General features: G+C 35.3%; 22 protein-coding genes. 16 read left to right on the top strand and 6 right to left on the bottom strand.

Going from position 1 to position 22,546, the window contains the following annotated elements; all coding sequences use genetic code 11:
• The first annotated feature begins 53 nt into the window (after positions 1-53).
• The 3 genes from lpdA to cysK all read left to right on the top strand — a co-directional run bounded on the left by lpdA (position 54) and on the right by cysK (position 3,420).
• Positions 54-1,442: a dihydrolipoyl dehydrogenase gene (gene lpdA, locus EKM00_RS05330; RefSeq protein ID WP_126455845.1), complete on the top strand. Its 1,389-nt coding sequence runs from the start codon at positions 54-56 to the stop codon at positions 1,440-1,442.
• A 221-nt stretch (positions 1,443-1,663) separates the two neighbouring features.
• A complete protein-coding gene (locus tag EKM00_RS05335; protein WP_126515503.1) occupies positions 1,664-2,500 on the top strand; it encodes a serine O-acetyltransferase in 837 nt (278 codons plus the stop codon).
• 5 nt (positions 2,501-2,505) lie between these two features.
• Positions 2,506-3,420: a cysteine synthase A gene (gene cysK, locus EKM00_RS05340; RefSeq protein ID WP_126515504.1), complete on the top strand. Its 915-nt coding sequence runs from the start codon at positions 2,506-2,508 to the stop codon at positions 3,418-3,420.
• Between the two features lie 433 nt (positions 3,421-3,853).
• Here cysK and EKM00_RS05345 read toward each other — a convergent pair whose 3' ends face one another.
• Both EKM00_RS05345 and EKM00_RS05350 read right to left on the bottom strand, forming a co-directional pair.
• Entirely contained in the window at positions 3,854-4,894 is a 1,041-nt protein-coding gene (locus tag EKM00_RS05345; RefSeq protein ID WP_126455839.1) for an RluA family pseudouridine synthase, read from the bottom strand.
• The gene (locus EKM00_RS05350) at positions 4,884-5,504 is read right to left on the bottom strand and encodes a PASTA domain-containing protein (protein WP_126455838.1); all 621 of its coding nucleotides are present in this window, start codon (positions 5,502-5,504) and stop codon (positions 4,884-4,886) included. The genes EKM00_RS05345 and EKM00_RS05350 overlap by 11 nt, the downstream gene beginning before the upstream one ends.
• Positions 5,505-5,623: 119 nt before the next feature.
• Between EKM00_RS05350 and EKM00_RS05355 the strand changes: the two genes are divergently transcribed.
• From EKM00_RS05355 to EKM00_RS05365, 3 genes are all read left to right on the top strand, one after another.
• Complete coding sequence (locus tag EKM00_RS05355) at positions 5,624-6,592, top strand: D-alanine--D-alanine ligase (protein ID WP_126515505.1); 969 nt, start codon at positions 5,624-5,626, stop codon at positions 6,590-6,592.
• 107 nt (positions 6,593-6,699) lie between these two features.
• Positions 6,700-7,155: a pantetheine-phosphate adenylyltransferase gene (gene coaD, locus EKM00_RS05360; protein WP_126455834.1), complete on the top strand. Its 456-nt coding sequence runs from the start codon at positions 6,700-6,702 to the stop codon at positions 7,153-7,155.
• A gap of 136 nt (positions 7,156-7,291) precedes the next feature.
• Positions 7,292-7,870, top strand: coding sequence for a PhnA domain-containing protein (locus EKM00_RS05365; protein WP_126515506.1), 579 nt, complete (start codon positions 7,292-7,294; stop codon positions 7,868-7,870).
• A 222-nt stretch (positions 7,871-8,092) separates the two neighbouring features.
• Here EKM00_RS05365 and EKM00_RS05370 read toward each other — a convergent pair whose 3' ends face one another.
• Positions 8,093-9,439: a DEAD/DEAH box helicase gene (locus EKM00_RS05370; protein ID WP_126515507.1), complete on the bottom strand. Its 1,347-nt coding sequence runs from the start codon at positions 9,437-9,439 to the stop codon at positions 8,093-8,095.
• A gap of 151 nt (positions 9,440-9,590) precedes the next feature.
• Between EKM00_RS05370 and EKM00_RS05375 the strand changes: the two genes are divergently transcribed.
• Positions 9,591-11,321 carry a M14 family metallopeptidase gene (locus EKM00_RS05375; RefSeq protein WP_126515508.1) on the top strand — a complete coding sequence of 577 codons (1,731 nt, stop codon included), beginning with the start codon at positions 9,591-9,593 and terminating at the stop codon, positions 11,319-11,321.
• A gap of 157 nt (positions 11,322-11,478) precedes the next feature.
• On the opposite strand, the gene EKM00_RS05380 is transcribed toward EKM00_RS05375, so the two are convergent.
• Positions 11,479-12,081, bottom strand: coding sequence for an NUDIX hydrolase (locus tag EKM00_RS05380; RefSeq protein WP_126515509.1), 603 nt, complete (start codon positions 12,079-12,081; stop codon positions 11,479-11,481).
• 7 nt (positions 12,082-12,088) lie between these two features.
• Between EKM00_RS05380 and pyrE the strand changes: the two genes are divergently transcribed.
• Positions 12,089-12,730 carry an orotate phosphoribosyltransferase gene (pyrE, locus tag EKM00_RS05385; protein WP_126455824.1) on the top strand — a complete coding sequence of 214 codons (642 nt, stop codon included), beginning with the start codon at positions 12,089-12,091 and terminating at the stop codon, positions 12,728-12,730.
• Positions 12,731-12,764: 34 nt separating this feature from the next.
• The gene (locus EKM00_RS05390) at positions 12,765-13,157 is read left to right on the top strand and encodes an SRPBCC family protein (protein ID WP_126515510.1); all 393 of its coding nucleotides are present in this window, start codon (positions 12,765-12,767) and stop codon (positions 13,155-13,157) included.
• A 761-nt stretch (positions 13,158-13,918) separates the two neighbouring features.
• On the opposite strand, the gene EKM00_RS05395 is transcribed toward EKM00_RS05390, so the two are convergent.
• Positions 13,919-14,668 carry a biotin--[acetyl-CoA-carboxylase] ligase gene (locus EKM00_RS05395; RefSeq protein WP_126515511.1) on the bottom strand — a complete coding sequence of 250 codons (750 nt, stop codon included), beginning with the start codon at positions 14,666-14,668 and terminating at the stop codon, positions 13,919-13,921.
• A 75-nt stretch (positions 14,669-14,743) separates the two neighbouring features.
• Between EKM00_RS05395 and rsfS the strand changes: the two genes are divergently transcribed.
• The 7 genes from rsfS (at position 14,744) to EKM00_RS05430 (ending at position 20,359) form a co-directional block, all read left to right on the top strand.
• A complete protein-coding gene (gene rsfS / locus EKM00_RS05400; RefSeq protein WP_126455820.1) occupies positions 14,744-15,115 on the top strand; it encodes a ribosome silencing factor in 372 nt (123 codons plus the stop codon).
• Positions 15,116-15,134: 19 nt separating this feature from the next.
• On the top strand, positions 15,135-17,060 hold the full coding sequence (gene ftsH, locus EKM00_RS05405; RefSeq protein WP_126455818.1) for an ATP-dependent zinc metalloprotease FtsH: 1,926 nt from the start codon (positions 15,135-15,137) through the stop codon (positions 17,058-17,060).
• A gap of 114 nt (positions 17,061-17,174) precedes the next feature.
• Positions 17,175-17,777, top strand: coding sequence for a lactate utilization protein B/C (locus EKM00_RS05410; RefSeq protein ID WP_126455816.1), 603 nt, complete (start codon positions 17,175-17,177; stop codon positions 17,775-17,777).
• A 1-nt stretch (position 17,778) separates the two neighbouring features.
• Entirely contained in the window at positions 17,779-18,669 is an 891-nt protein-coding gene (locus EKM00_RS05415; RefSeq protein WP_126515512.1) for a phosphatidate cytidylyltransferase, read from the top strand.
• Positions 18,659-19,312 (top strand): phosphatidylserine decarboxylase family protein, encoded by a 654-nt coding sequence (locus EKM00_RS05420; RefSeq protein ID WP_126460552.1) that lies wholly within the window; start codon positions 18,659-18,661, stop codon positions 19,310-19,312. Before EKM00_RS05415 ends, EKM00_RS05420 begins: the two co-directional genes overlap by 11 nt.
• Positions 19,312-19,581, top strand: a complete 270-nt coding sequence (locus tag EKM00_RS05425; RefSeq protein WP_126455810.1) for an acyl-CoA-binding protein — start codon at positions 19,312-19,314, stop codon at positions 19,579-19,581. Before EKM00_RS05420 ends, EKM00_RS05425 begins: the two co-directional genes overlap by 1 nt.
• A gap of 7 nt (positions 19,582-19,588) precedes the next feature.
• Positions 19,589-20,359 carry a superoxide dismutase gene (locus EKM00_RS05430; RefSeq protein WP_126515513.1) on the top strand — a complete coding sequence of 257 codons (771 nt, stop codon included), beginning with the start codon at positions 19,589-19,591 and terminating at the stop codon, positions 20,357-20,359.
• Positions 20,360-20,435: 76 nt separating this feature from the next.
• Here the strand turns inward: EKM00_RS05430 and EKM00_RS05435 are convergent, their stop codons facing one another.
• On the bottom strand, positions 20,436-22,304 hold the full coding sequence (locus tag EKM00_RS05435) for an alpha-amylase family protein (RefSeq protein ID WP_126515514.1): 1,869 nt from the start codon (positions 22,302-22,304) through the stop codon (positions 20,436-20,438).
• Between the last annotated feature and the right edge of the window lie 242 nt (positions 22,305-22,546).

The following is a 22,546-nucleotide window of genomic DNA, read 5'->3' on the forward strand; positions in this document are numbered from 1 at the left end:
CAGAATAAATCCTTAAATTCGCCCAATCAATTAAATAAGAAAAACACATAAAAATGAAATACGATATTATAGTTTTAGGAAGTGGTCCAGGTGGTTATGTTACAGCTATTAGAGCATCACAATTAGGCTTTAAAGTAGCCGTAATCGAAAAAGAAAATTTAGGTGGTGTGTGCTTGAATTGGGGCTGTATCCCTACGAAAGCGTTGCTGAAATCAGCTCAGGTTTTTGATTATCTAAAACACGCTTCTGATTACGGATTGACTATTTCATCATTTGATAAAGACTTCCCTGCTGTTGTACAACGCAGTCGCAGCGTAGCTGACGGAATGAGCAAAGGGGTTCAATTCTTGATGAAAAAAAATAAAATCGATGTGATTGATGGCTTTGGAAAACTAAAACCAGGAAAAAAAATTGATGTTACGGACAAAGACAATAAAATTACTGAATACAGTGCAGATCATATCATTATCGCTACTGGAGCACGTTCTCGTGAATTGCCAAACTTGCCTCAAGATGGTATAAAAGTAATAGGATATCGTCAAGCAATGACATTACCAACACAACCAAAATCAATGATTATCGTTGGTTCTGGAGCGATTGGAGTAGAGTTTGCACATTTCTACAACTCTATGGGAACCGAGGTAACTATTGTAGAATTTATGCCTAATGTAGTTCCTGTTGAAGACGAAGACATTTCGAAACAAATGGAGCGTTCTATGAAAAAAGCAGGTGTCAAAATTATGACCAGCTCCTCTGTTGAGAAAATTGACACCACTGGAGCAGGTGTTAAAGCGTATGTAAAAACAGCAAAAGGAGAAGAAGTGTTAGAAGCTGAGATTTTACTTTCGGCTGTTGGAATCAAAACAAACATTGAAAACATAGGATTAGAAGAAGTAGGAATCGCTACTGACAAAGATAAAATTTTGGTAAATGCTTACAACCAAACTAACATTCCGGGTTATTACGCTATTGGTGATGTTACGTCAGGACAAGCACTAGCACACGTAGCTTCTGCCGAAGGAATCAATTGTGTGGAGAAAATTGCAGGATTACACGTGGAACCTATCGATTACGGAAACGTACCGGGCTGTACCTATGCCACTCCTGAAATTGCTTCTGTAGGTTTGACTGAAAAACAAGCTAAAGAAAAAGGATACGAATTAAAAATTGGTAAATTCCCATTTTCAGCTTCCGGAAAAGCAAAAGCTTCCGGTACACCGGATGGTTTTGTAAAAGTAATTTTTGATGCTAAATACGGAGAATGGTTAGGATGTCACATGATTGGAGCCGGAGTTACCGATATGATTGCTGAAGCAGTTGTAGCGCGTAAACTGGAAACGACAGGACACGAAATTTTAAAATCAATTCACCCACACCCAACCATGAGTGAAGCGGTTATGGAAGCGGTTGCTGATGCGTATGGCGAGGTAATACACTTATAGTTAGTAAATTAACAATTTTTTATTTCAGATTTATTAATCCGATTTGTTCCTACAAATCGGATTTTTTTATGAAATCATTTCCAACACCAAACGATTATTTTGTGGGAATTTAACATATTAACATTTATTTACAAAGCAGGGTTATGAATCTATTCAATTCTGCTTTATATTTGTATTTCGAGGATTTTTACTCGTTTAATTCTGATTTTATTCCATTATAAATGAATACTGAAACCAACCGTTTTTCGAATACACTGCATGAAAACCAAAATAAAAGTTGGGTAAGAGCCATCGATTCCTCTAAAATCATCAATTGGATTGATGATTTGTTCAAAATATTATTTCCGGAGAAAGCTTTAGAAACGATCCAAATTGAATTGCTTTTGGACCAAAACAAAGCCTGTTTTATTGCTATCCTATCGGAAATTGTAAAAGACAAAACGTCCAATGAAATTCTAGATGATGCCGAATCTTTTTATCGCGCGCTTCCAAAACTTTATGATTCGATGCAAAAAGATGCACAAGCTATTCTGGATACCGATCCCGCTGCTGATTGCATTCAGGAAATTATCAATTCCTATCCCGGTTTTTTTGCTATAGAAGTTTATCGTATTGCTAACGCTATTGCTTCTCGTACCTCGTGTCTGCTGCCGCGAATTCTAACCGAATATGCTCATAGCAAAACCGGAATCGACATTCACCCCAGTGCCACAATTGATGTTCCATTCATGATTGATCACGGTACCGGAATTGTCATTGGCGAGACTACAATCATAGGGAAACACGTAAGCATTTATCAAGGAGTCACTTTGGGAGCATTGCAAGTAGAGAAAAATATGCAGGAAAAAAAACGCCATCCTACCGTAGAAGATTATGTAATTATTTATGCAAATGCCACTATTTTGGGCGGCAGCACCATCATAGGAAACCACAGTATTGTAGGCGGAAACACGTTTATCACCAAGAGTATGAATCCGTATTCCTTTGTTATGCAATCCAATAAAAACACGGTTCTGAATCAGCTGGAAATAAAAGATATTAATTTTTTCTCTATATAAATATTATGAAATACAATAACATACTCGAAACAATAGGCAACACCCCACATGTAAGAATCAATCGTTTATTTGGTGCCAATCACAATGTATGGATCAAATTAGAACGTGCCAATCCCGGTGCCAGTATCAAGGACAGGATCGCTCTTGCCATGATTGAAGATGCCGAAACCAAAGGATTATTAAAAGCCGGAGGTACTATCATTGAAGCCACTTCTGGAAATACAGGAATTGGACTCGCGATGGTTGCGGCCGTAAAAGGCTATAAATTAATACTGGTAATGCCTGAATCAATGTCCATAGAAAGACGCCGACTCATGAGCCTTTATGGTGCTGAATTTGTCTTGACGCCCCGTGAAAAAGGGATGAAAGGCGCGTTGGAAAAAGCACAGGAATTATTTACCGAAATACCTAATGCCTGGTCACCACTTCAGTTTGAAAATCCCGCCAACATCGAAATTCATAAAACAGCCACCGCGCAGGAAATTATAAAAGCATTCCCTGACGGTCTGGATTATTTGATCACCGGCGTAGGAACCGGAGGGCACATCACGGGTTGTGCCGAAATATTGAAAAAACATTTCCCAAACCTTAAAGTATATGCAGTTGAACCTGATGCTTCTCCCGTTATCAGCGGTGGCACCCCGGCTCCCCACCCTATTCAGGGAATTGGAGCAGGATTCATACCTACCAACTTGCGTACTGATTTACTGGACGGAACCATCCAAGTAAGCAAAGACGATGCATTTGCCTATACCCAAAGAGCCGCAAAAGAAGAAGGCATGTTCATAGGAATATCCTCTGGAGCATCTCTCGCTGCGGTGGCAAAAAAACTACCAGAAATCCCAGAAAATGCTAAAATATTAACCTTTTGTTACGACACTGGCGAACATTATTTAAGCATCGAAGGCTTATTTGTCTAAACAAAAATCTTCATTAAAATACAAACCGATTTGTGAAAACAAGTCGGTTTTTTTTATCGTATTTTTTTATGGGCGTGTCCTTGTTGCAAAACTATTGTATAAATTACTTTTTTTAGCACCACAATAAGGTCAGGCTCTCCGCTACAATCTTTTACTGTGCTGCGCTTCATAAAAGGATTTTCACTTCCATCCTTCACGCAAAACGGACCAGTTAAAAACTCTACAACCTACAATCGAGAGCCAAACGTTTTTGCTAAACTTTATGTTAAGTATTTCTGCTATTCTGCTCAATCTTTTCAGGTTAATTTTTTAAATTTATAGAACTAAACAAGTCGAAAGTTACTCTAAGTCTAGGCTTTAAGACTAGAAACAGAACATGCCCCAAATAGTGTCTAACTTTTTGGGGCATGTTCAATCTGGGGCTTTTCCTGTTTTATTCCTCTTCCTCCGTACTATGCGACTTTGAATAGCCTCTCCATTTCTCGATGCAGTCCTGCAAATCCTGCGGAAGTTCCGTATCAAAACGCAGCATCTCTCCGGTTGTAGGATGAACAAAACCTAAAGTTTTGGCGTGCAAAGCCTGTCTTGGCAATGCTTTGAAACAGTTGTCTATAAATTGTTTGTATTTCGTAAACGTAGTTCCTTTTAAAATCAAATGACCGCCATACCGCTCATCATTAAATAAAGGATGTCCTATGTGCTTCAAGTGTGCCCGAATTTGGTGCGTTCTCCCGGTTTCCAGTTGGCATGAAATTAAAGTAACATAACCAAAACGCTCCAACACTTTGTAATGCGTCACGGCTGGCTTCCCTATTTCCGGATCAGCAAAAACCGCCATCTGCATGCGGTCTTTAAGGTGACGTGCCAAGTTTCCTTCAATCGTTCCTTGTTCTTCGACTACATTTCCCCAAACCAAAGCCACATACTCTCTTTCGGAAGTTTTAGCTTCAAATTGTTTGGCAAGATGTGTCATAGCCGCTTCGGTTTTAGCAATTACTAATAAACCAGAAGTGTCTTTGTCAATTCGATGCACTAATCCGGGACGTTCGCTGCTGTTCATTGGCAAATTATCAAAATGATACGCCAAAGCATGTACTAAAGTTCCGGTGTAATTCCCATGACCAGGATGCACTACCATTCCTGGCAATTTGTTGATCAATAACAAAGTATCGTCTTCATACACAATATCAAGCGGAATATTCTCCGGAATAATATGGTTTTCATAAGGAGGATGCGAAAGCATAACGCGAACAACATCATTGGCTTTCACTTTGTAATTCGACTTTACGGTGGCATCGTTTACAAAAATATTGCCATCGGTCGCCGCAATTTGTATTTTATTGCGAGTTGCATTTTGAATCAAACTCATCAAATATTTATCAATCCGCAAAGACGTTTGTCCTTTAGGAACTTCAAATCTAAAATGTTCAAATAACTCGTCTTCTAAATCTATTGTATCACTATTATTGTTCATCAACTGGTATTTCTTCTATTGGTGTTGCCAGTGTATCTGCAGCACTGGTCTCTTCATAACTCATTTTTCCGTCTCCTAAAACCAAGTCGATTTTGGAGGATTTTAAGACTCTGTCCCCTGCTTTCAGGTTTCTGCCTTTGAAACGCATTTCCAGCACCATGTCTTTTCCAAGATTAGGAACGTAGGTAATTTCTCCTTCCTCAAGTCCTAAGGCTTTCAATGTAGGTACTGCTTCGCGATACGTTTTATTGACTAAATCCGGAATACGAACCGATGAAAACCCCGAAGTATTTATTTTAATATATATTTTTCGTCCTACTTTTACTTTCGTACCGGGCGTTGGATCTTGCTTAACTACACTAAATTGCGGAAAATCACTTCTATAATCTACGCTGTCTAAAAGTACATAATCTAAATCCAGCTCATTCAGTTTTTCCTCGACTTGTTCTTCTGTCAACTTACGCAAATCCGGCACGGTAATTTCATGTCCATGATCTGTTGTAAAAGTCAACCAATGCATAAATAAATAACCCAAAACGACAATAATGGCAAGTGCAATTAGTATTTGAACAAAGAAAACACGGCTGGTAAGATACTTACGTAAACTCATAAATTTATTTTTATATCTGGCAAAGATAAAGCTATTTCGTTTCAAAAAAAATGATAATTTTGTTTTGAATTCGTTTAGTCGGTCAATCGATTGAACGTTTAAACGATTAAATGTATATAATGAAAAACATTGCTATCATCATGGGCGGATATTCCAGCGAGTATAAAATCTCTCTTATCAGCGGAAACGTTGTATATCAATTTCTGGACAAAACAAAATACAACGGATTCCGAATCCATATTTTCAAAGAAAAATGGATTTATGTTGATGCTGAGGAAGCCGAATTCACTATCGATAAAAATGATTTTTCAGTAACTGTTGATGGTAAAAAAATTACTTTTGACTGTGTATTCAACGCCATCCATGGAACACCAGGCGAAGACGGATTAATGCAGGCCTATTTTGAATTATTGCATATTCCGCAAACTTCCTGCGATTATTACCAAGCAGCATTAACGTTCAACAAACGCGATTTATTATCAGTTTTAAAACCATACGGTATAAAAACAGCCACTTCCTATTACTTAAACAAAGGTGACCGTATCAATACGGACGAAATTGTAGCTAAAGTAGGTTTACCTTGTTTTGTAAAACCCAACAAAGCCGGTTCTAGTTTTGGCATTTCCAAAGTAAAAACTGCTGCCGAATTGCCCATTGCAATAGAAGTTGCTTACAAAGAAGACAACGAAATTATCATAGAAAGCTTCTTGGATGGCACCGAAGTTTCTGTAGGAGTAATCAATTATAAAGGAAAAGTAACCGTATTACCGATAACTGAAATTGTTTCAGACAATGATTTCTTCGATTATGAAGCCAAATATTTGGGTAAATCACAGGAAATCACTCCAGCGAGAATCTCGGATGAAATGACTCAAAAAGTGAGTAAAATTGCTAAACGTGCATATGAAGTCCTGAAAATGAAAGGTTTTTCCCGAAGTGAATTTATATTGGTAAACGGAGAGCCACACATGTTGGAAATGAACACTATTCCGGGATTAACAACGGAAAGTTTGATTCCGCAACAAGCCAAAGCTGCCGGAATTTCATTGGAGGATTTGTTTAGTAATGCAATAGAACTGGCTCTGTAATAAATCACTTAATTCTTAAATACTAAACGAACGTGTTATTTAAACAAAGGAGTACATTCAAAAAATGTCATTCCTCCGTTGTCAGAATGACAAAACAGAAAAAATAAATGAGAAAAGCAATATTCCCGGGTTCATTTGACCCCATCACTTTAGGACATGAAGACATCATCAAAAGAAGTATTTCCTTATTTGATGAAATTGTTATTGCTATTGGTATCAATGCCGAAAAAAAATACATGTTTTCCCTGGAAGAAAGAAAACAATTCATTGAGGAAACCTTCAAAAACGAACCAAAAATTTCCGTGATTACCTATGAAGGTTTAACCACTGAACTTTGTAAAAAACTGCATGCCCATTTTATACTCCGTGGTCTGCGCAATCCTGCTGATTTCGAATTCGAAAAAGCCATCGCTCACACCAATCGTCGTTTATCAAAAATTGAAACTGTGTTTTTATTGACCGCTGCAAAAACGTCGTACATCAGCTCCAGTATTGTACGAGATGTAATTCGCAACAACGGGCAATATGAAATGCTGGTTCCCGCTGCCGTGAGAGTTAAATAATTTAAAAGCGATTTTGTCACGTCGAGCGCAGTAGATACTAATGGATAGCTCTCGACTTGACAAATAAACAGTCCCAATACAACTTGTAAAACGAGGCAATAATCCGTAATTTTGCCAAAAATAAAAGCCGTTAAACATGAGTATAGAAAGAGAATTAAGCAAACGCAGCGGGTCAAAATGTGAACTTTGTGGCGCCACTGAGAACCTGAAAGTGTATCAAGTATTACCTACCAAAAAAGGAGGAATTGAGGAAAGCATCATGGCTTGCAGCACCTGTATTGACCAAATTGAAAATCCGGATACCGTAGATTTAAATCATTGGAGATGTCTAAATGATAGCATGTGGAGTGAACATACTGCCGTACAAGTTGTCGCGTGGAGAATGTTAAGCCGTTTGCGTGGTTCTGGATGGCCTCAAGAATTATTAGACCAAATGTATTTAGACGAAGATACTTTGGCTTGGGCACAAGCAACAGGTGAAGGCGAAGAAGAGGAGAACAAAGTCATTCACCGTGACAGCAACGGTGTGATTCTTGAAATTGGCGATTCAGTAGTTTTAATCAAAGATTTGAAAGTAAAAGGTTCAAGCATGGTGGCCAAACAAGGAACTGCAGTGCGTAACATTCGATTAGATCACGAAAATGCCGAATATATTGAGGGTAAAGTAGACGGTCAGACTATTGTCATTATTACACAATACGTGAAGAAAATATAGTGGTCAGTGGTCAGTTTTTTTAGTGATCAGTGCCTAAGTTGATAAAAAAATAGTGTTCAGAAAAAGAGTGATCAGATACTTCATTAAAACAAAAAATCGTTAACAGTAAATCAAATTTACTGTTAACGATTTTTTTATTAGATTTTTTTTTACTGCTCACTAAAAGCTGAACATTGAGCACTTTTTTAAACTGATCACTAAAAGCTGACTACTGATCACTAATTACTCCTCTTCTTTCTTAATCACTTTTCTAGCGACTTCGATTTTGAATTTCTTGCCTTTCATTTTTTCGTCTTTGATGGCGTGAAGTAAATCTTTCACTTTATTGAATTTCACCGCGGCAAATGAGATAAAATCTTTCACTTCAATCAAACCTAAATCGTCTTTTTCTAATTTCCCTTTTTGGGAAAAGAAACCTACGATATCAATTTTATTCAATTTATTTTTCTTTCCGCCACTGATGTAAATCGTTTGAAATTCAGGTGGTTTTGGCAATGAAGTGGAATTCTCCACTTTCAAAGCTTCCATTCCGTAATCGATGTAATCCATTTTTTTCTCACTTTCATGAGCAATAATATACGCCGTACCAGAAGCTAGCATACGTGCTGTACGTCCGTTTCTATGGGTAAATTCGTCTTCTTTAGATGGCAAATGATAATGAATAACATGATTCATTTCAGGGATATCGAGTCCACGAGCAGCCAAGTCAGTTGTGATTAGATAACTTACACTTCCGTTTCTAAACTGGATTAAGGCGCGTTCTCTTTCGTCCTGATCCATTCCGCCATGATAATACGTGGCATAAATTCCTTTTTCGTTCAACGTCTCGCTGATACGCTCTGCAGCATCACGATGATTACAAAAAACAATTGCCGATTGTGATTTCAACGAACAAATCAAGTTGAATAAACTTCCTATTTTATCTTTTTCTTTCGAAACGACCATTTTCATCGAAAGATTCGTTTCGGCCACGTTTTCTGGAATAAAGTCCAAAATAGTCGGGTTTACGACTCTTGTATATCGTGGAATTTCAATATCGGAAGTGGCCGAAACCAAAACGCGTTTATTGAGTTTCGTTAATTTTCCAATTATAAAAGACATTTGTTCATGGAAACCCAATTGCAACGATTTATCAAACTCATCCAAAATCAAGGTTTGAATTTTATCTACTCGGAAAGTGCCTCTGTCGATATGATCCGCGATTCTTCCCGGAGTTCCTATTAAAACAGCTGGTGGATTACTTAAGTTTTTGATTTCGGTATCGATGGAATGTCCGCCATAGCACACATTTACTTTATAATCGGTTCCCATTTTTTTCCAAACCTGCTCAATCTGCAATCCTAATTCGCGTGAAGGAACCAAAATTAAACATTGAACCGATTGAATTTCGGGTTGTAACATTTCTAAGATCGGCAACAAAAAAGCCAAAGTTTTTCCGGAACCTGTTGGGGAAAGTAATAAAATATTATTGTCATTCAAGATTGCATCTTGTGCTACTTCCTGCATTTTGTTCAAGCTTTCGATGCCTAAATTTAAAAGTATATTGTTGGAATGGTGTTTCTTATTCATTTTTTTTATTTGGACAAAGGTAATTTTTAATTCTCAGTTATGAATTTTGTATTTTCATTCTTTTTTCAATCGGGTATTTCCTTTTCTTACATTCATTTCTACAGCTGTCTAAAAAAAGCTACATTTGATATTCCATTTAAAAAACCGAAAAATGAGACTTTTCACATTCCTTTTTTTACTATTCTTCATCAGTGCTTTTGCACAAAAAAACAATAAATACGATACTTTTTTCGAAAAAGGTAATGGAAATCAATCGGCATCTTACCAAGAAACAATTGCGTACTTCAAACTTCTGGCGAATGATTTCCCTACTATCGAAATGCGAAAAATGGGTTTAACGGATAGTGGTGAGCCTCTGCACATGGTTATTTTTAATCCGGAACAGCAATTTGACTTTGGAGTCATCCAAAAAAACAAAGCGGTAATTCTGCTCAATAACGGCATTCACGCAGGGGAACCTGACGGAATTGACGCTTCTATGCAACTATTTAGAGATTTAGCGTTAGGCAAAATAAAAGTGCCAAAAAACACCATTATCGTTTGTATTCCGGTGTACAATATTGGCGGCGCTTTAAACAGAAACTCCACTTCAAGAGCCAATCAGGACGGACCTGAAATCTATGGTTTTCGTGGTAATGCCAGAAACTACGATTTGAATCGAGATTTTATCAAATCAGACACCCGTAACACGAAAAGCTTTGTAGAAATATTCCATAAAGTAAATGCAGATGTTTTTATTGACAATCACGTCAGCAATGGCGCGGATTACCAATACAAACTGACGTATATTATGACCCAACATAATAAATTAGGAACTGTTTTAGGTGATTTTTTAAATACTGAAATGATGCCTGCTTTAGTTAAGGATTTACAAAAAAAGAATATCGAAACTACGCCCTATGTAAATGCTTTTCAGGACACACCGGACAAAGGTTTTGGTCAATTTTTTGAAAGCCCAAGATTCGCAACCGGTTATACTTCATTGTTTAATACCATTGGTTTTGTGGTGGAAACACACATGCTTAAAAAATATGCCGATCGCGTGAAAGTGACGTATGAATACATGCGTTCCGTAATTGATTTTACAGATGCTAATTACAAAAAAATCAAACAACTGCGATTAAAAAATGAAGAGCAGTATAAACCACAACAATCGTACACGATAAAATGGGAAATTGACAGTACAAAAACGATTCCTTTTTCGTTTTTAGGCTATGAAGCCAGTTACAAAAAAAGCGACGTCACCTCCGGAAACCGTTTGTTTTATGATCAAACAAAACCGTACAAAAAAGACATTCCGTACAGTAAGGAATTTAAATCGGTAAAAGAGATAGTAATACCAAAGGCATATATAATTCCGAGAGGATTTTGGCCTGTAATTGAATTATTAAAGAGCAATACAATCACCTATCGCCAATTAAAAAAGGATACTATAATTGAAGTCGAAAGCTATAGAATTGCGGATTTCAAAACGGCAAGTTCCGCATACGAAGGGCATTATTTACACCGAAACACTTCGGTAACATCAAAAATGGAGAAAGTGACTTTTGCCAAAGGAGATTACGTAATTCCTACACAGCAAAAAGGAATCAAATACATACTGGAAACATTAGAACCAGAGGCCGTCGATTCTTTTTTCAATTGGAATTTTTTCGATACCATGTTGCAACAAAAAGAAGGCTATTCTGGTTATGTTTTTGAAGATTCTGCAATAAAAATTTTAAAAGATAATCCAAAATTAAAAGCCGAATTTGATTTAAAAAGACAAAGTGACGTTACCTTTATCAAAAATCCGGAAGCGCAACTGGACTGGATCTACAAACATTCCGTTTATTATGAAAAGGCACATTTACGCTATCCTGTGTATCGTGTTTTAAAATAAAAAAACGCTCGTTAAAATGTTTATTACACACACAAATTTCACGAATTCCAACAGATTAATTCGTGGAAATTAGTAAAATTAGTGTTTAACTTACTATGCCAATTTAAAAATCAGTTCAAAACTGTTCAATCAGCTTATCTTTAGACAAAATGAAGTACTATCTCAAGTGCTTTTCTTCTTCAAATAATAATTTTATATTTTCATAAGAATTTTTCAAAGCTTCCTCAATTTGCTCCGGATTCATCCAAGCTACTTTATCAATTCCTTCTTCTAATTGTCCATGAGGTGTTCCTTCAAAATCAGATTGCATTTCGAACCAATGTGTGATTTTTAGTTTGTACTTGCCGTTGCGTCTAAAAACATGATACGTTTTTTGAAGTTTATGGGAAATTGTCAAGCCATTGACTCCGGTTTCCTCCTCTACTTCACGCATGGCGGTATTTTCAATTTCCTCTCCTTTTTCGATTCCTCCTTTGGGCAAATCCCACTTTCCATTTCTAAAAATGAATAAAACTTCTCCTTTTTTATTGTACACCAAGCCACCTCCTGCTTTAGTAACTGGGATTTTTGCTTTCAAAGTCTTCATAATCAAGCTTTCATCCGGATGGTATAAATAGGCTTTATTAATTTTATTTTGAAATATTTTTACTATAAGTTGCTCTATATCAATGCTTTCCAGCAAAAATAATTGAAAATCGGTCTCCTTGGAGATGTGATTTGTTAAAAAAAGTGGTTTGTCGTTAACAAAAACTTTATACATTTGTACTATGATTTTTAATAAACATACAGCCGAAAAAACAGCCGAATTTCTTTTGCAAATAAATGCAATTAAATTGAATCCAAGAAATCCTTTTACATGGGCTTCTGGATGGAAATCGCCTATTTATTGTGACAACCGATTAATCCTCTCATTTCCAGCGGTACGAAATTATGTCCGGGATGAATTTTCCAAGAATATTCAGAAACAATTTGGTAAACCAGATGTTATTGCCGGTGTAGCCACTGGAGCAATAGGAATTGGTATGCTGGTTGCTGAAAGTTTAGGAGTCCCGTTTGTATATGTGCGTCCGGAACCTAAAAAACACGGGAGACTCAATCAAGTCGAAGGTTTTTTACAAAAAGGGCAAAATGTAATAGTGGTGGAAGATTTAATCAGTACCGGAAACAGTAGTTTACTTGCCGTGGAAGCGCTGCGCGAAGCAGGAGCCAATGTCAAGGGCATGGCCGCGATATTTACGTATGGTTTTGATGTAGCTGAAACTAATTTCAAGAGCGCACATGTAGATTTATACACTTTAAGTAATTATCAAAATTTATTAAATTTGGCTGTAGCCAAAAGATACATTACTGAAGAAGAAGAACAAACTTTAAGAGAATGGAATGTAAATCCGTCTACCTGGAACATTTAAGTTTAAAAAAATAAAAAATAAAATCCTACAAAACATGAACTTAGAAAGTCCAAAAGTTACTGTACCCAAATCCGCTCAAGAATTATTTGATTTATTAAGCGATGTAAAAAATTTTGAAAAACTAATGCCTGAAAACATTGCTAAATTTGAGGTTATTGGTGATGATGCATTTATTTTTGGATTAAAAGGCATGCCTGAAATCAAACTTAAAATGAAAGAAAAAGTAGCGCCTGTAAAAATTATTTTGGGAGCTGCAAGTGACAAACTTCCATTTACTCTTATAGCAAATATTGAGGCTATAACAGAGCAATCCAGTGCTGTAAAACTTGATTTTGAAGGAGAATTTAACCCTATGATGGCCATGATGATAAAAGGACCAATTGGAAAATTTATAGAAACTTTAGCAACCAATATGAATAAATTGTAAAAACTGTTTAAATAGTAACAATATAATAATAATTTAAAAGTCTTTCAGGATACACTAAGAGACTTTTTTTTAATAAGAAATTGTCATTTTATCAAGTTTGTTGGTTCGTCGTGGGTATAAAAATATATGGTTGTCCGTTACTTGTACCAAACTAAATTTTACAAATGAAATTCAGCTCTGTTGTCATTTCGACCAACGGGAGAAATCACATAACGAGAGCAACTGATGTGATTTCTCCTCCGTCGAAATGACAAAATAAAACGCATTGATATTAGTAACGGATAGTCATAAAAAAAAATTAACCATTATTTATGATTAAATTACTGATTATTAATACATTAATTGTGTATTTTGAATTTATGTTATCCTTAACCAAAGACAAATACCAACTCCTATGCCAATTACCGATCCCCATTAAAGAGTAAGGATTACAGCATAAGCGCAATTAAAACCATTTATAATATTTACTAAAAAAATATTTCTCAAAAATATTATAAAAAATTATTCAATAAAATTGACAACAATCTTAACTAAGTAATAACCATTGTATATGTACGGTTTTAAAATTAGACAAAATGACGCAACAGATTGATTTAAAACTACTGTTTACGATAGTGCTACTTTTGACTTTATGAAGTTTAAACTTTTGACTTACTTAATACTTCTCAGGCTGGATTAATCCAATCTAAATACGAACTGCTGTACAATAATGCACTGATGCGGTTTTATTTAAGAGAAAATTTATTTATGAATTTTAGCATTTAATACAACATTTGAATTTCTTTGATGTCAAATTCAGCGACTCGATCATCTTCCAGAAGAACCAGAAGTTTCCCCGCTACCGAAACGCCCTGAATAATTCCCATAAAGTTACTGTTATTTTGAGCTGAAAAGGCCATGGGAATTCCTTTTTTGTATAATGTGTTTGTGTATTTGTTCCAAGAAATACTGGATTGCTGATTCCATAATGCTCTATTTTTTTCTAAGGATGTAACAATTGAGGAAAGAAGTACTTCTTTATCAAATTCAGTTGCACAAATCACGGCCAAAGAGGAAGCTTTTGCTAAATTTTCGAAATTAGTTTGATTTACATTGAGTCCCAAACCTACAACAGAAACAATTGTTCCGTCGCTTTTGATGCTATTCTCTATCAAAATGCCACCTATTTTTTTATTATATGACATAATGTCGTTCGGCCATTTGATACTAAGATCAGGAATCTTAAGCGATTGTAAAACTTCAATTACGGCAAGTGAAACCAAAATATTTAAGCTGAAAATCTGACAAATATCTGCTAAAAAATCCTTGACCAAAACACTCATTATTAAGTTTTTACTTGGTTCAGAAACCCAAACAGCTCCCATTTGTCCTTTTCCTTTTGTTTGACTCTCAGCGGTAACAACAGTAAAGTTTTCGAGATCTTGTTTGTTCGATAACCCTTTAAGGAATTCGTTTGTAGAATCTATGGCATCGAGTTTGATTAGCTTACTATACGTTTTTTTGTGAAACATAATTTAATATTGTGTTAAGGTTCAAAAATAATCACAAAAAATGGTAACTTTACAAACTTATATTAAAAATAATTCATGGCGAAAAAGACTATAAACAATGACGTTCTGTTAGCGAACATCATTAAAGGGATAGAAGAGGTAAAAGGGAATGATATCACTATCCTTGATTTAAGAGAAATAGACACTGCAGTTTGCGACTATTTTGTAATCTGTAATGGAAATTCAAACACTCAGGTTAATGCCATAGTCAACTCCATCCAAAAAACCGTTTCAAAAGAATTAAAAGACAAGCCTTGGCATGTTGAGGGAACTGATAATGCAGAATGGGTATTAATGGATTATGTGAATATAGTGGTTCATGTATTTCAAAAACATATTAGAGAGTACTACAACATCGAAAGTTTATGGGGCGATGCTAAAATAACAACCATAGAAAACAAATACTAAAGACACATAATCCGTAGTAATGGCTAAAGAAAATAATCCAAATCCGAATAAGTTTAAAGTAAGCCCTTGGCTAATTTATGCTGCAATATTATTAATTTTCTTATTTATAAGTTTTATAACTAATGGCTCCAGTCTTAATGAACCTGGACAATTAACCTCGTCTAAGTTTAACGACTACTTAGAGAAAGGTCAGATCGATAAAGTTGTTGTAAATAACAAAACCGAAGCTGAAGTTTTTCTGAATGCGGCAGCAATGAAAGATGCAGCACACAAGAAAGTTTCGAAAGATGTTTTTGACAGACCCAATAAAGGACCACATTACGTTTTTAATATTGGTAACGATCAAATATTTCAAAAAAAACTGGAAGAAGCAGTTGCTAAAGGTAAATTAAACGATTTTAATTTCTTGGCAAAAAGTAATTGGTCAGATATTCTAATCAGTTTATTGCCAATTATAATTATTATAGCCGTTTGGATTTTTATAATGAGAAAAATGTCTGGTGGAGCCGGCGGTGGTGGTGGCCAAATTTTTAATATTGGAAAATCCAAAGCAAAACTATTTGACGAAAAAACAGATATTAAAACTACTTTCAAAGATGTTGCTGGTTTAGAAGGAGCGAAAGAAGAGATTCAAGAAATTGTTGAATTTTTGAAAAATCCTGAAAAATACACTAACTTGGGAGGAAAAATACCAAAAGGAGCTTTACTCGTAGGACCTCCAGGCACCGGTAAAACATTATTGGCTAAAGCTGTAGCTGGTGAAGCTCAAGTACCGTTCTTCTCTTTATCCGGTTCTGATTTTGTAGAAATGTTTGTAGGTGTGGGCGCATCACGTGTGCGTGATTTGTTCAAACAAGCCAAAGAAAAATCTCCTGCAATCATTTTCATTGATGAAATTGATGCCGTAGGTAGAGCCAGAGGAAAAAGCAACATGTCCGGAGGAAATGACGAACGTGAAAATACATTAAACCAATTACTGACAGAGATGGATGGTTTTGGAACAAATTCAAATGTAATAGTTCTAGCCGCTACAAACAGAGCAGATGTATTAGATAAAGCTTTAATGCGTGCCGGACGTTTTGACAGACAAATTTTTGTTGACTTACCCGATATTCGCGAACGTGCAGAAATATTCAAAGTACACCTACAGCCATTGAAAAAAGTGGAAGGACTAGACACTGACTTCTTAGCCAAACAAACTCCAGGATTTTCAGGTGCAGACATTGCTAATGTGTGCAATGAAGCCGCTTTGATTGCAGCTAGGCATAACAAAACAGCAGTTGACAAACAAGATTTCCTTGATGCAGTTGATCGAATTGTAGGAGGTCTGGAAAAGAAAAATAAAATTGTAACACCTGATGAAAAAAGAGCAATCGCTATTCATGAAGCAGGTCATGCTACAGTGAGTTGGATGCTTGAGCACGCAGCACCACTAATAAAAGTAACAATTGTTCCAAGAGGACAAAGCCTAGGTGCCGCTTGGTATTTGCCGGAAGAACGTTTAATTGTACGTCCTGACCAAATGCTTGACGAAATGTGCGCTACTATGGGTGGAAGAGCTGCTGAAAAAGTAACTTTCAATAGAATTTCGACAGGAGCGCTAAGTGACTTAGAAAAAGTAACCAAACAAGCTCGTGCTATGGTAACGGTTTATGGTTTGAATGAAAAAATAGGAAATGTTACCTATTATGATTCAACTGGCCAAAGCGAATATAATTTATCTAAACCATATTCTGAAGAAACGGCTAAAGTTATTGATGAAGAAATATCATTACTAATCGAAGGCCAATACCAAAGAGCCATTCAAATTTTAGAGGATAACAAAGACAAACTGAATCAGCTTGCAAATATTTTGATCGAAAAAGAAGTTATTTTTAAAGATGATTTAGAAGCTATATTCGGAAAAAGAACATTTGATAAAAATCTTGAAGAAGTAGTGTCTTAGAAACATCTAAATATTTAATTATTTTTAAAATCTTAATTCAAAAACTACTTTTGAATTAAGATTTTTTTATCTTTGAACGTTTTCAAGTAATAAATTAAAGCAGTTGACAGCGATATGAGTCTTTTTAGAAAAATTTTTGGTTCAATTAATCCGGCTTCTGAGGAAGATAAAGAAAGTGAATTTAGTAAAACAAATGCTGATAGCACGATCTCTATAGATGAAAAATTTATCAGTAATTTTAAAAAAAATGGAGGTAAGTTTTTATACTGTGAAAATGCAGAGGAAGTAAAAGAACACTTTGAAAATATTCTTGAAGAGAATGACTGGTTCGAAAGTGAAGTTTTATGCTATGAACCAGAACTTTATAGTATGCTTGAGGATAATAAATTAAGTTTCTCTAAACCAAAGAATCCTTCATTTTTACTGGCCAGTTGTGAAAATTTAATTTCTGACGAAGGATCTATATTGTTTTCTTCAAAACAAATTAAGCAAGACAAACCAAACGAATTACCTACAAACATTATAATTTTAGCAAATACAAGTCAAATTCTTGAAGCCAAAAGCGATGGACTTAGCGCTATAAAAAAGAAATATGAAAGGGACTATCCTACTAATATTACTACTATAAAATATTTCGAAAAAGCCAAAGAAGAAGACTTCACGCAATACGGAAGTTCTGCAAAAAATCTTTATTTATTGCTTTTAGAAGATCTGTAAGATGAATGAAACTCTAAAACGAGGTATATCGGGAGCTGTTTATATCCTATTATTACTTGCTTCTATTTTATACTCTACTGAAAGCTTTTTTATTCTTTTTGGTATTTTTCTACTAATTGCCATTTATGAATTTTGTCATTTAATTCAAATACATAAAATTTTACCGGTTCTTTTTGGTGCAACCTTGTATACAGCTGTTACTTTAGTAAGCCATTATAATAAAATCACTACGGATACCCTCAATCAGCTATTTAATTCTAATTTAGAAATTTCAATAAACATACAGCAACTAGATCTTGTTTTACTGGTTATAGCGTTAGTTGTATCTATAAAATGTATCCTTTTCTTATTTTATGATAACATTCAAAAAATAAGCACTTCATCAAAATACTTGTATTTACTAGGTTACATCATTTTGCCTTTTGTATTTATTACTAAAATTTCATTTGGAATAAATGACTATAATCCCAAAATTATAATTGGATTATTCATCTTAATATGGACTAATGATACCTTTGCTTATATTGTTGGGAAATCAATAGGCCGAACCAAATTATTTGAAAAAATATCGCCCAAAAAAACAATTGAAGGGTTCTTAGGCGGAATCATTTTTGCTATTTTAGCCGGTTATTTGATCTCGAAGTACTACATAAAAGCCAACCCTGAATTTAGTGAACGATCCATACTAATCTGGACTTCAATAGCTGTTATTGTTGGAATTGCAGGTACTATAGGAGACTTAATTGAATCTAAATTCAAACGAATTGCCGGTGTCAAAGACAGCGGAAAAATAATGCCTGGTCACGGAGGCATCCTAGATCGACTAGATAGTGTTATATTTGTAGCACCAATTATATTTTTATTTTATCAAATTTTAAACTATGTTTCATAAAGAAGGAACCCAATCTATTTTATTAGGCACTATTTTTACTGCCGTTGTGCTCTTATTGTCTGATAATTTCATAGACACCATCTGGCTCAAAATGGCCATACAAATAGCAGCGCTGTTACTTTTGATCATCATATTGCAATTTTTCAGAAATCCAAAAAGAACCGTAATCATCACTGAAAACCAAATTCTTGCGCCGGTAGACGGTAAAGTTGTGGTTATTGAAGAAGTGTATGAAAGCGAATATTTTAAAGACAAACGTTTGCAAATATCCATCTTCATGTCGCCCATTAATGTGCATGTCACCCGTTATGGATTGAGCGGAATTGTAAAATTCAGCAAATACCATCCTGGCAAATTTTTAGTAGCATGGCACCCAAAAGCAAGCGAGGAAAACGAAAGAACTACGATTGTCATCGAAAATAAAACCTTTGGTGAAGTACTATACCGTCAAATTGCCGGAGCCTTAGCGCGAAGAATCGTAAATTACGCTGAAGAAGGAATGCAGGTTATTCAGGGAACTGATGCCGGTTTTATCAAATTTGGCTCACGAGTAGATCTCTTTTTACCATTAGGAACAGAAGTGAATGTTGAATTGAATCAAAAGGCAATTGGAGGTAAAACTATTATTGCTACCAAAAGATAATGAATGAAAAAGAATTAGAGCTACAATTTCTGGAAGCTGTAAAAATAGCTTCATCGATGACACAGGCATCTTTACCGCAAGATGTTCAATTGCGACTTTATGCCTTTTACAAACAAGCTACTTTTGGAACTTTAGATCTAAAACAAACTTCTACTTACCATTTGAGAGATGCTTTTAAAACCAATGCATGGATGCAAATCAGCCACCTTACCCCAGATGAGGCCAAAGAACAGTACATTGAAACTATTTATTCTTTGTTAAAAAAATAGTATTATTATGAAAAAGTTATATTTTTTAATTCCAGTTATACTGCTACTGATTGGCATAATTTCATGTAATAAAAAAAAATTTACCGAAGTCGTTGAAGTTCCCTTACCTACGACCGAAGAGAAAGTATTAACCGGAATTCCGGAGGACGTAAAGGCTAACGAAGGTTCTTTTCAACTGGAAAAACTTCCGTACGGGTATAATGCATTAGCTCCAAACATATCAGCTACTACTTTAGAAATCCATTATTCCAAACATTATTTGACTTATACTAACAATTTGAACAAGGCTATTTTAGGAACTCCACTTGAAAATCTGACAATTGAGGAAGTATTAAGTAAATTAGATCCAAATGACCCCACACTTCGCAACAATGCAGGAGGTTTTTACAATCATTCTTTGTATTGGAAATGCATGACGCCAAAAGGGGGAGGTCAACCATCAAATGCATTGGCTGAAGCAATTACCAGAGATTTTGATTCATTTGAAAACTTTACCACAGCGTTCAAAGTTGAAGCGACAAAACAATTTGGCTCCGGTTGGGCATGGTTGATTCTAGATAAATCCGGAAAATTACAAGTAACCAGCACACCTAATCAGGATAATCCCTTGATGCGTAATGCAGTTGTTCCCGGAACTCCAATATTAGCTTTAGATGTATGGGAACACGCTTATTATTTAGACTACCAATACCGAAGAAAAAATTATATTGATGCTTTTTTTAATGTAATTAATTGGAAAAAAATAGAAGAAAATTATGATGCTGTAACAAAAAAATAGTATTCGTTTGAGCTAAAAAAAAGCTGATATAAATTTATATCAGCTTTTTTTTATCCTTTTGCTAACTAAAAATCCTTTACAATTGATAAATAAACGATTCTGAAGGTGCTATTGTAATTTTCGCGTTTCCTTCACCATTGAATACTTTCAGATCAACAGAACTTTTATGGTATAATTGATCCGTAAGTGTATAATTTCCGTCTTTCAAATTCCATTTTTGGATTACATCTGAAGGGATTTTTAACTCGAAATTGCTAGTAGTAAGCCAGGAAAAATTAGTGATAACGATTAATTTTTGCGTATCAGACCAGCGTGTGAATGCATAAATTCCAGAATCGTATCCTTGAGTCGTATGGCGATTCACCGTTTGTATTTCTTGGTATTTCCCCATTAAAGCAGTACTATTCAAAGAGAAATTCAATAATTTTTTATAAAAATCTCGCAAGTCCTTTTCATCCTGCGTTAACTGACCACCATCAAATTTTCCTCCGTTCATCCAGCGTTGGTGATTGGGAACACCTATATAATCAAAGATTGACGTTCTGGAATGGGTACCAAATCCAGCATTTTCATTTCCAGCCTCTCCTACTTCCTGTCCAAAATAAACCATCGTAGGCGACGTACTTATGGTTGTAGATACCACCATCAAAGGCTTCCCTTTTTGCGGCGTTCCCGCAAATTCCGGACTTGCTAAACGTTGTTCATCATGATTGTCCAGAAAATGCAACAGGTGATGCTCAATATCTGAAATTCCGTTTTGGATGTCAGATAAGCCATCAGGCAAAGCTTTTCCTTGAATGATATCTTTCAATTTATCATACGTTTCTACTTTATCATACAAATAATCCATTTTACCTAGATGAATATAATTTCTATATTCTTTAGGATTGTAGACTTCGGCTAATAAAAAAGCATTCGGATTATTTACTTTAATGGCTGAATTCATATAACTCCAAAATTCATACGGCACCATTTCGGCCATGTCAAATCGAAAACCATCGACTCCTTTTGCCGTCCAGTACAAGGCAATGTCTTTGAATTTATCCCAAGAGTTTGGAACATCTTTTCCTCTCCAAAAATCGAAATGTTCCTGATAGGATTTGGAATCAAAACCAGCAGGAAGTTCCGGAAAATCTTTGGAACCATCCGGACGAATACCGTAATTTACTTTGATGGTTTCGTACCAGTCATTTCGATCTGGTTTTGCCATACGAGAACCATTACCAGTCCATTTTGCTGGACTTTCTACAAATTTTCCATCAATTAACAGATTCTTTTCTCCATTTAATGGCTTGTCTGTGTCAGGGATTTCAAAGTGTGTATTTGGAATATAATAAAAATTATTGTCTCTTTTGTATTCAACGGTCGTGTCATCATCTGCACCAAAATCTTTGACACCAACCGGATTACTTTTTCCTTCATACTTTCGCGCAATGTGATTGGGAACAATATCGATAATCACCTTTAATCCAGCTTGGTGAGTTCGCACAACTAAAGCTTCAAATTCCTGCAAACGATTTTCAGGATTTACAGCCAAATCTGGATTCACATTGTAGTAATCTTTTACGGCATAAGGAGAACCGGCTCGTCCTTTGACCACTTCCGGATCATCATTAGAAATTCCAATAGCGGAATAATCTCGAATCACAGCATGATGCGGAACTCCGGTGTACCAAATATAAGTAACTCCCAAATCCTTTATTTCCTTTAAGGCCGTATTTGTAAAATCGTTGAACTTTCCTACTCCATTTTCTTCAATGGTTCCCCAAGGCTTGTTGTTCGTATTTTTATTCCCAAATAATCGGGTAAAAACCTGATACACCACTTCTTTTTTATGGGAAACTGACTCCTTTTGTTCCGTATTCATTTTTAACTCTTTCGTTTTACAGGCTGTCGCCAAAAGCACTACGCTTATACCGGCAACAATAGTTGTTTTTTTCATCATATAAAATTATTTATGCTGATTTTAATTCTTTTGATACTAAAATGAATATCAATTTTTAAATTTAATATTTTTTAAATATAAAGAACTCTATATTATTTGAAATTATATAATCATCTCTCCATTAGAACAAACTACAACGAAGGAGTTGCCGCATTTGTTGATAACTTTAAAAAGGAAAAATCATCGTTTATCATGCACTTTTGACTAATTATAAATAAATCCTAATATGGATTAGGATTGTA

Origin of the sequence: Flavobacterium sp. RSP15 (assembly GCF_003968755.1) — a bacterium.
Taxonomy (GTDB): Bacteria; Bacteroidota; Bacteroidia; order Flavobacteriales; family Flavobacteriaceae; genus Flavobacterium.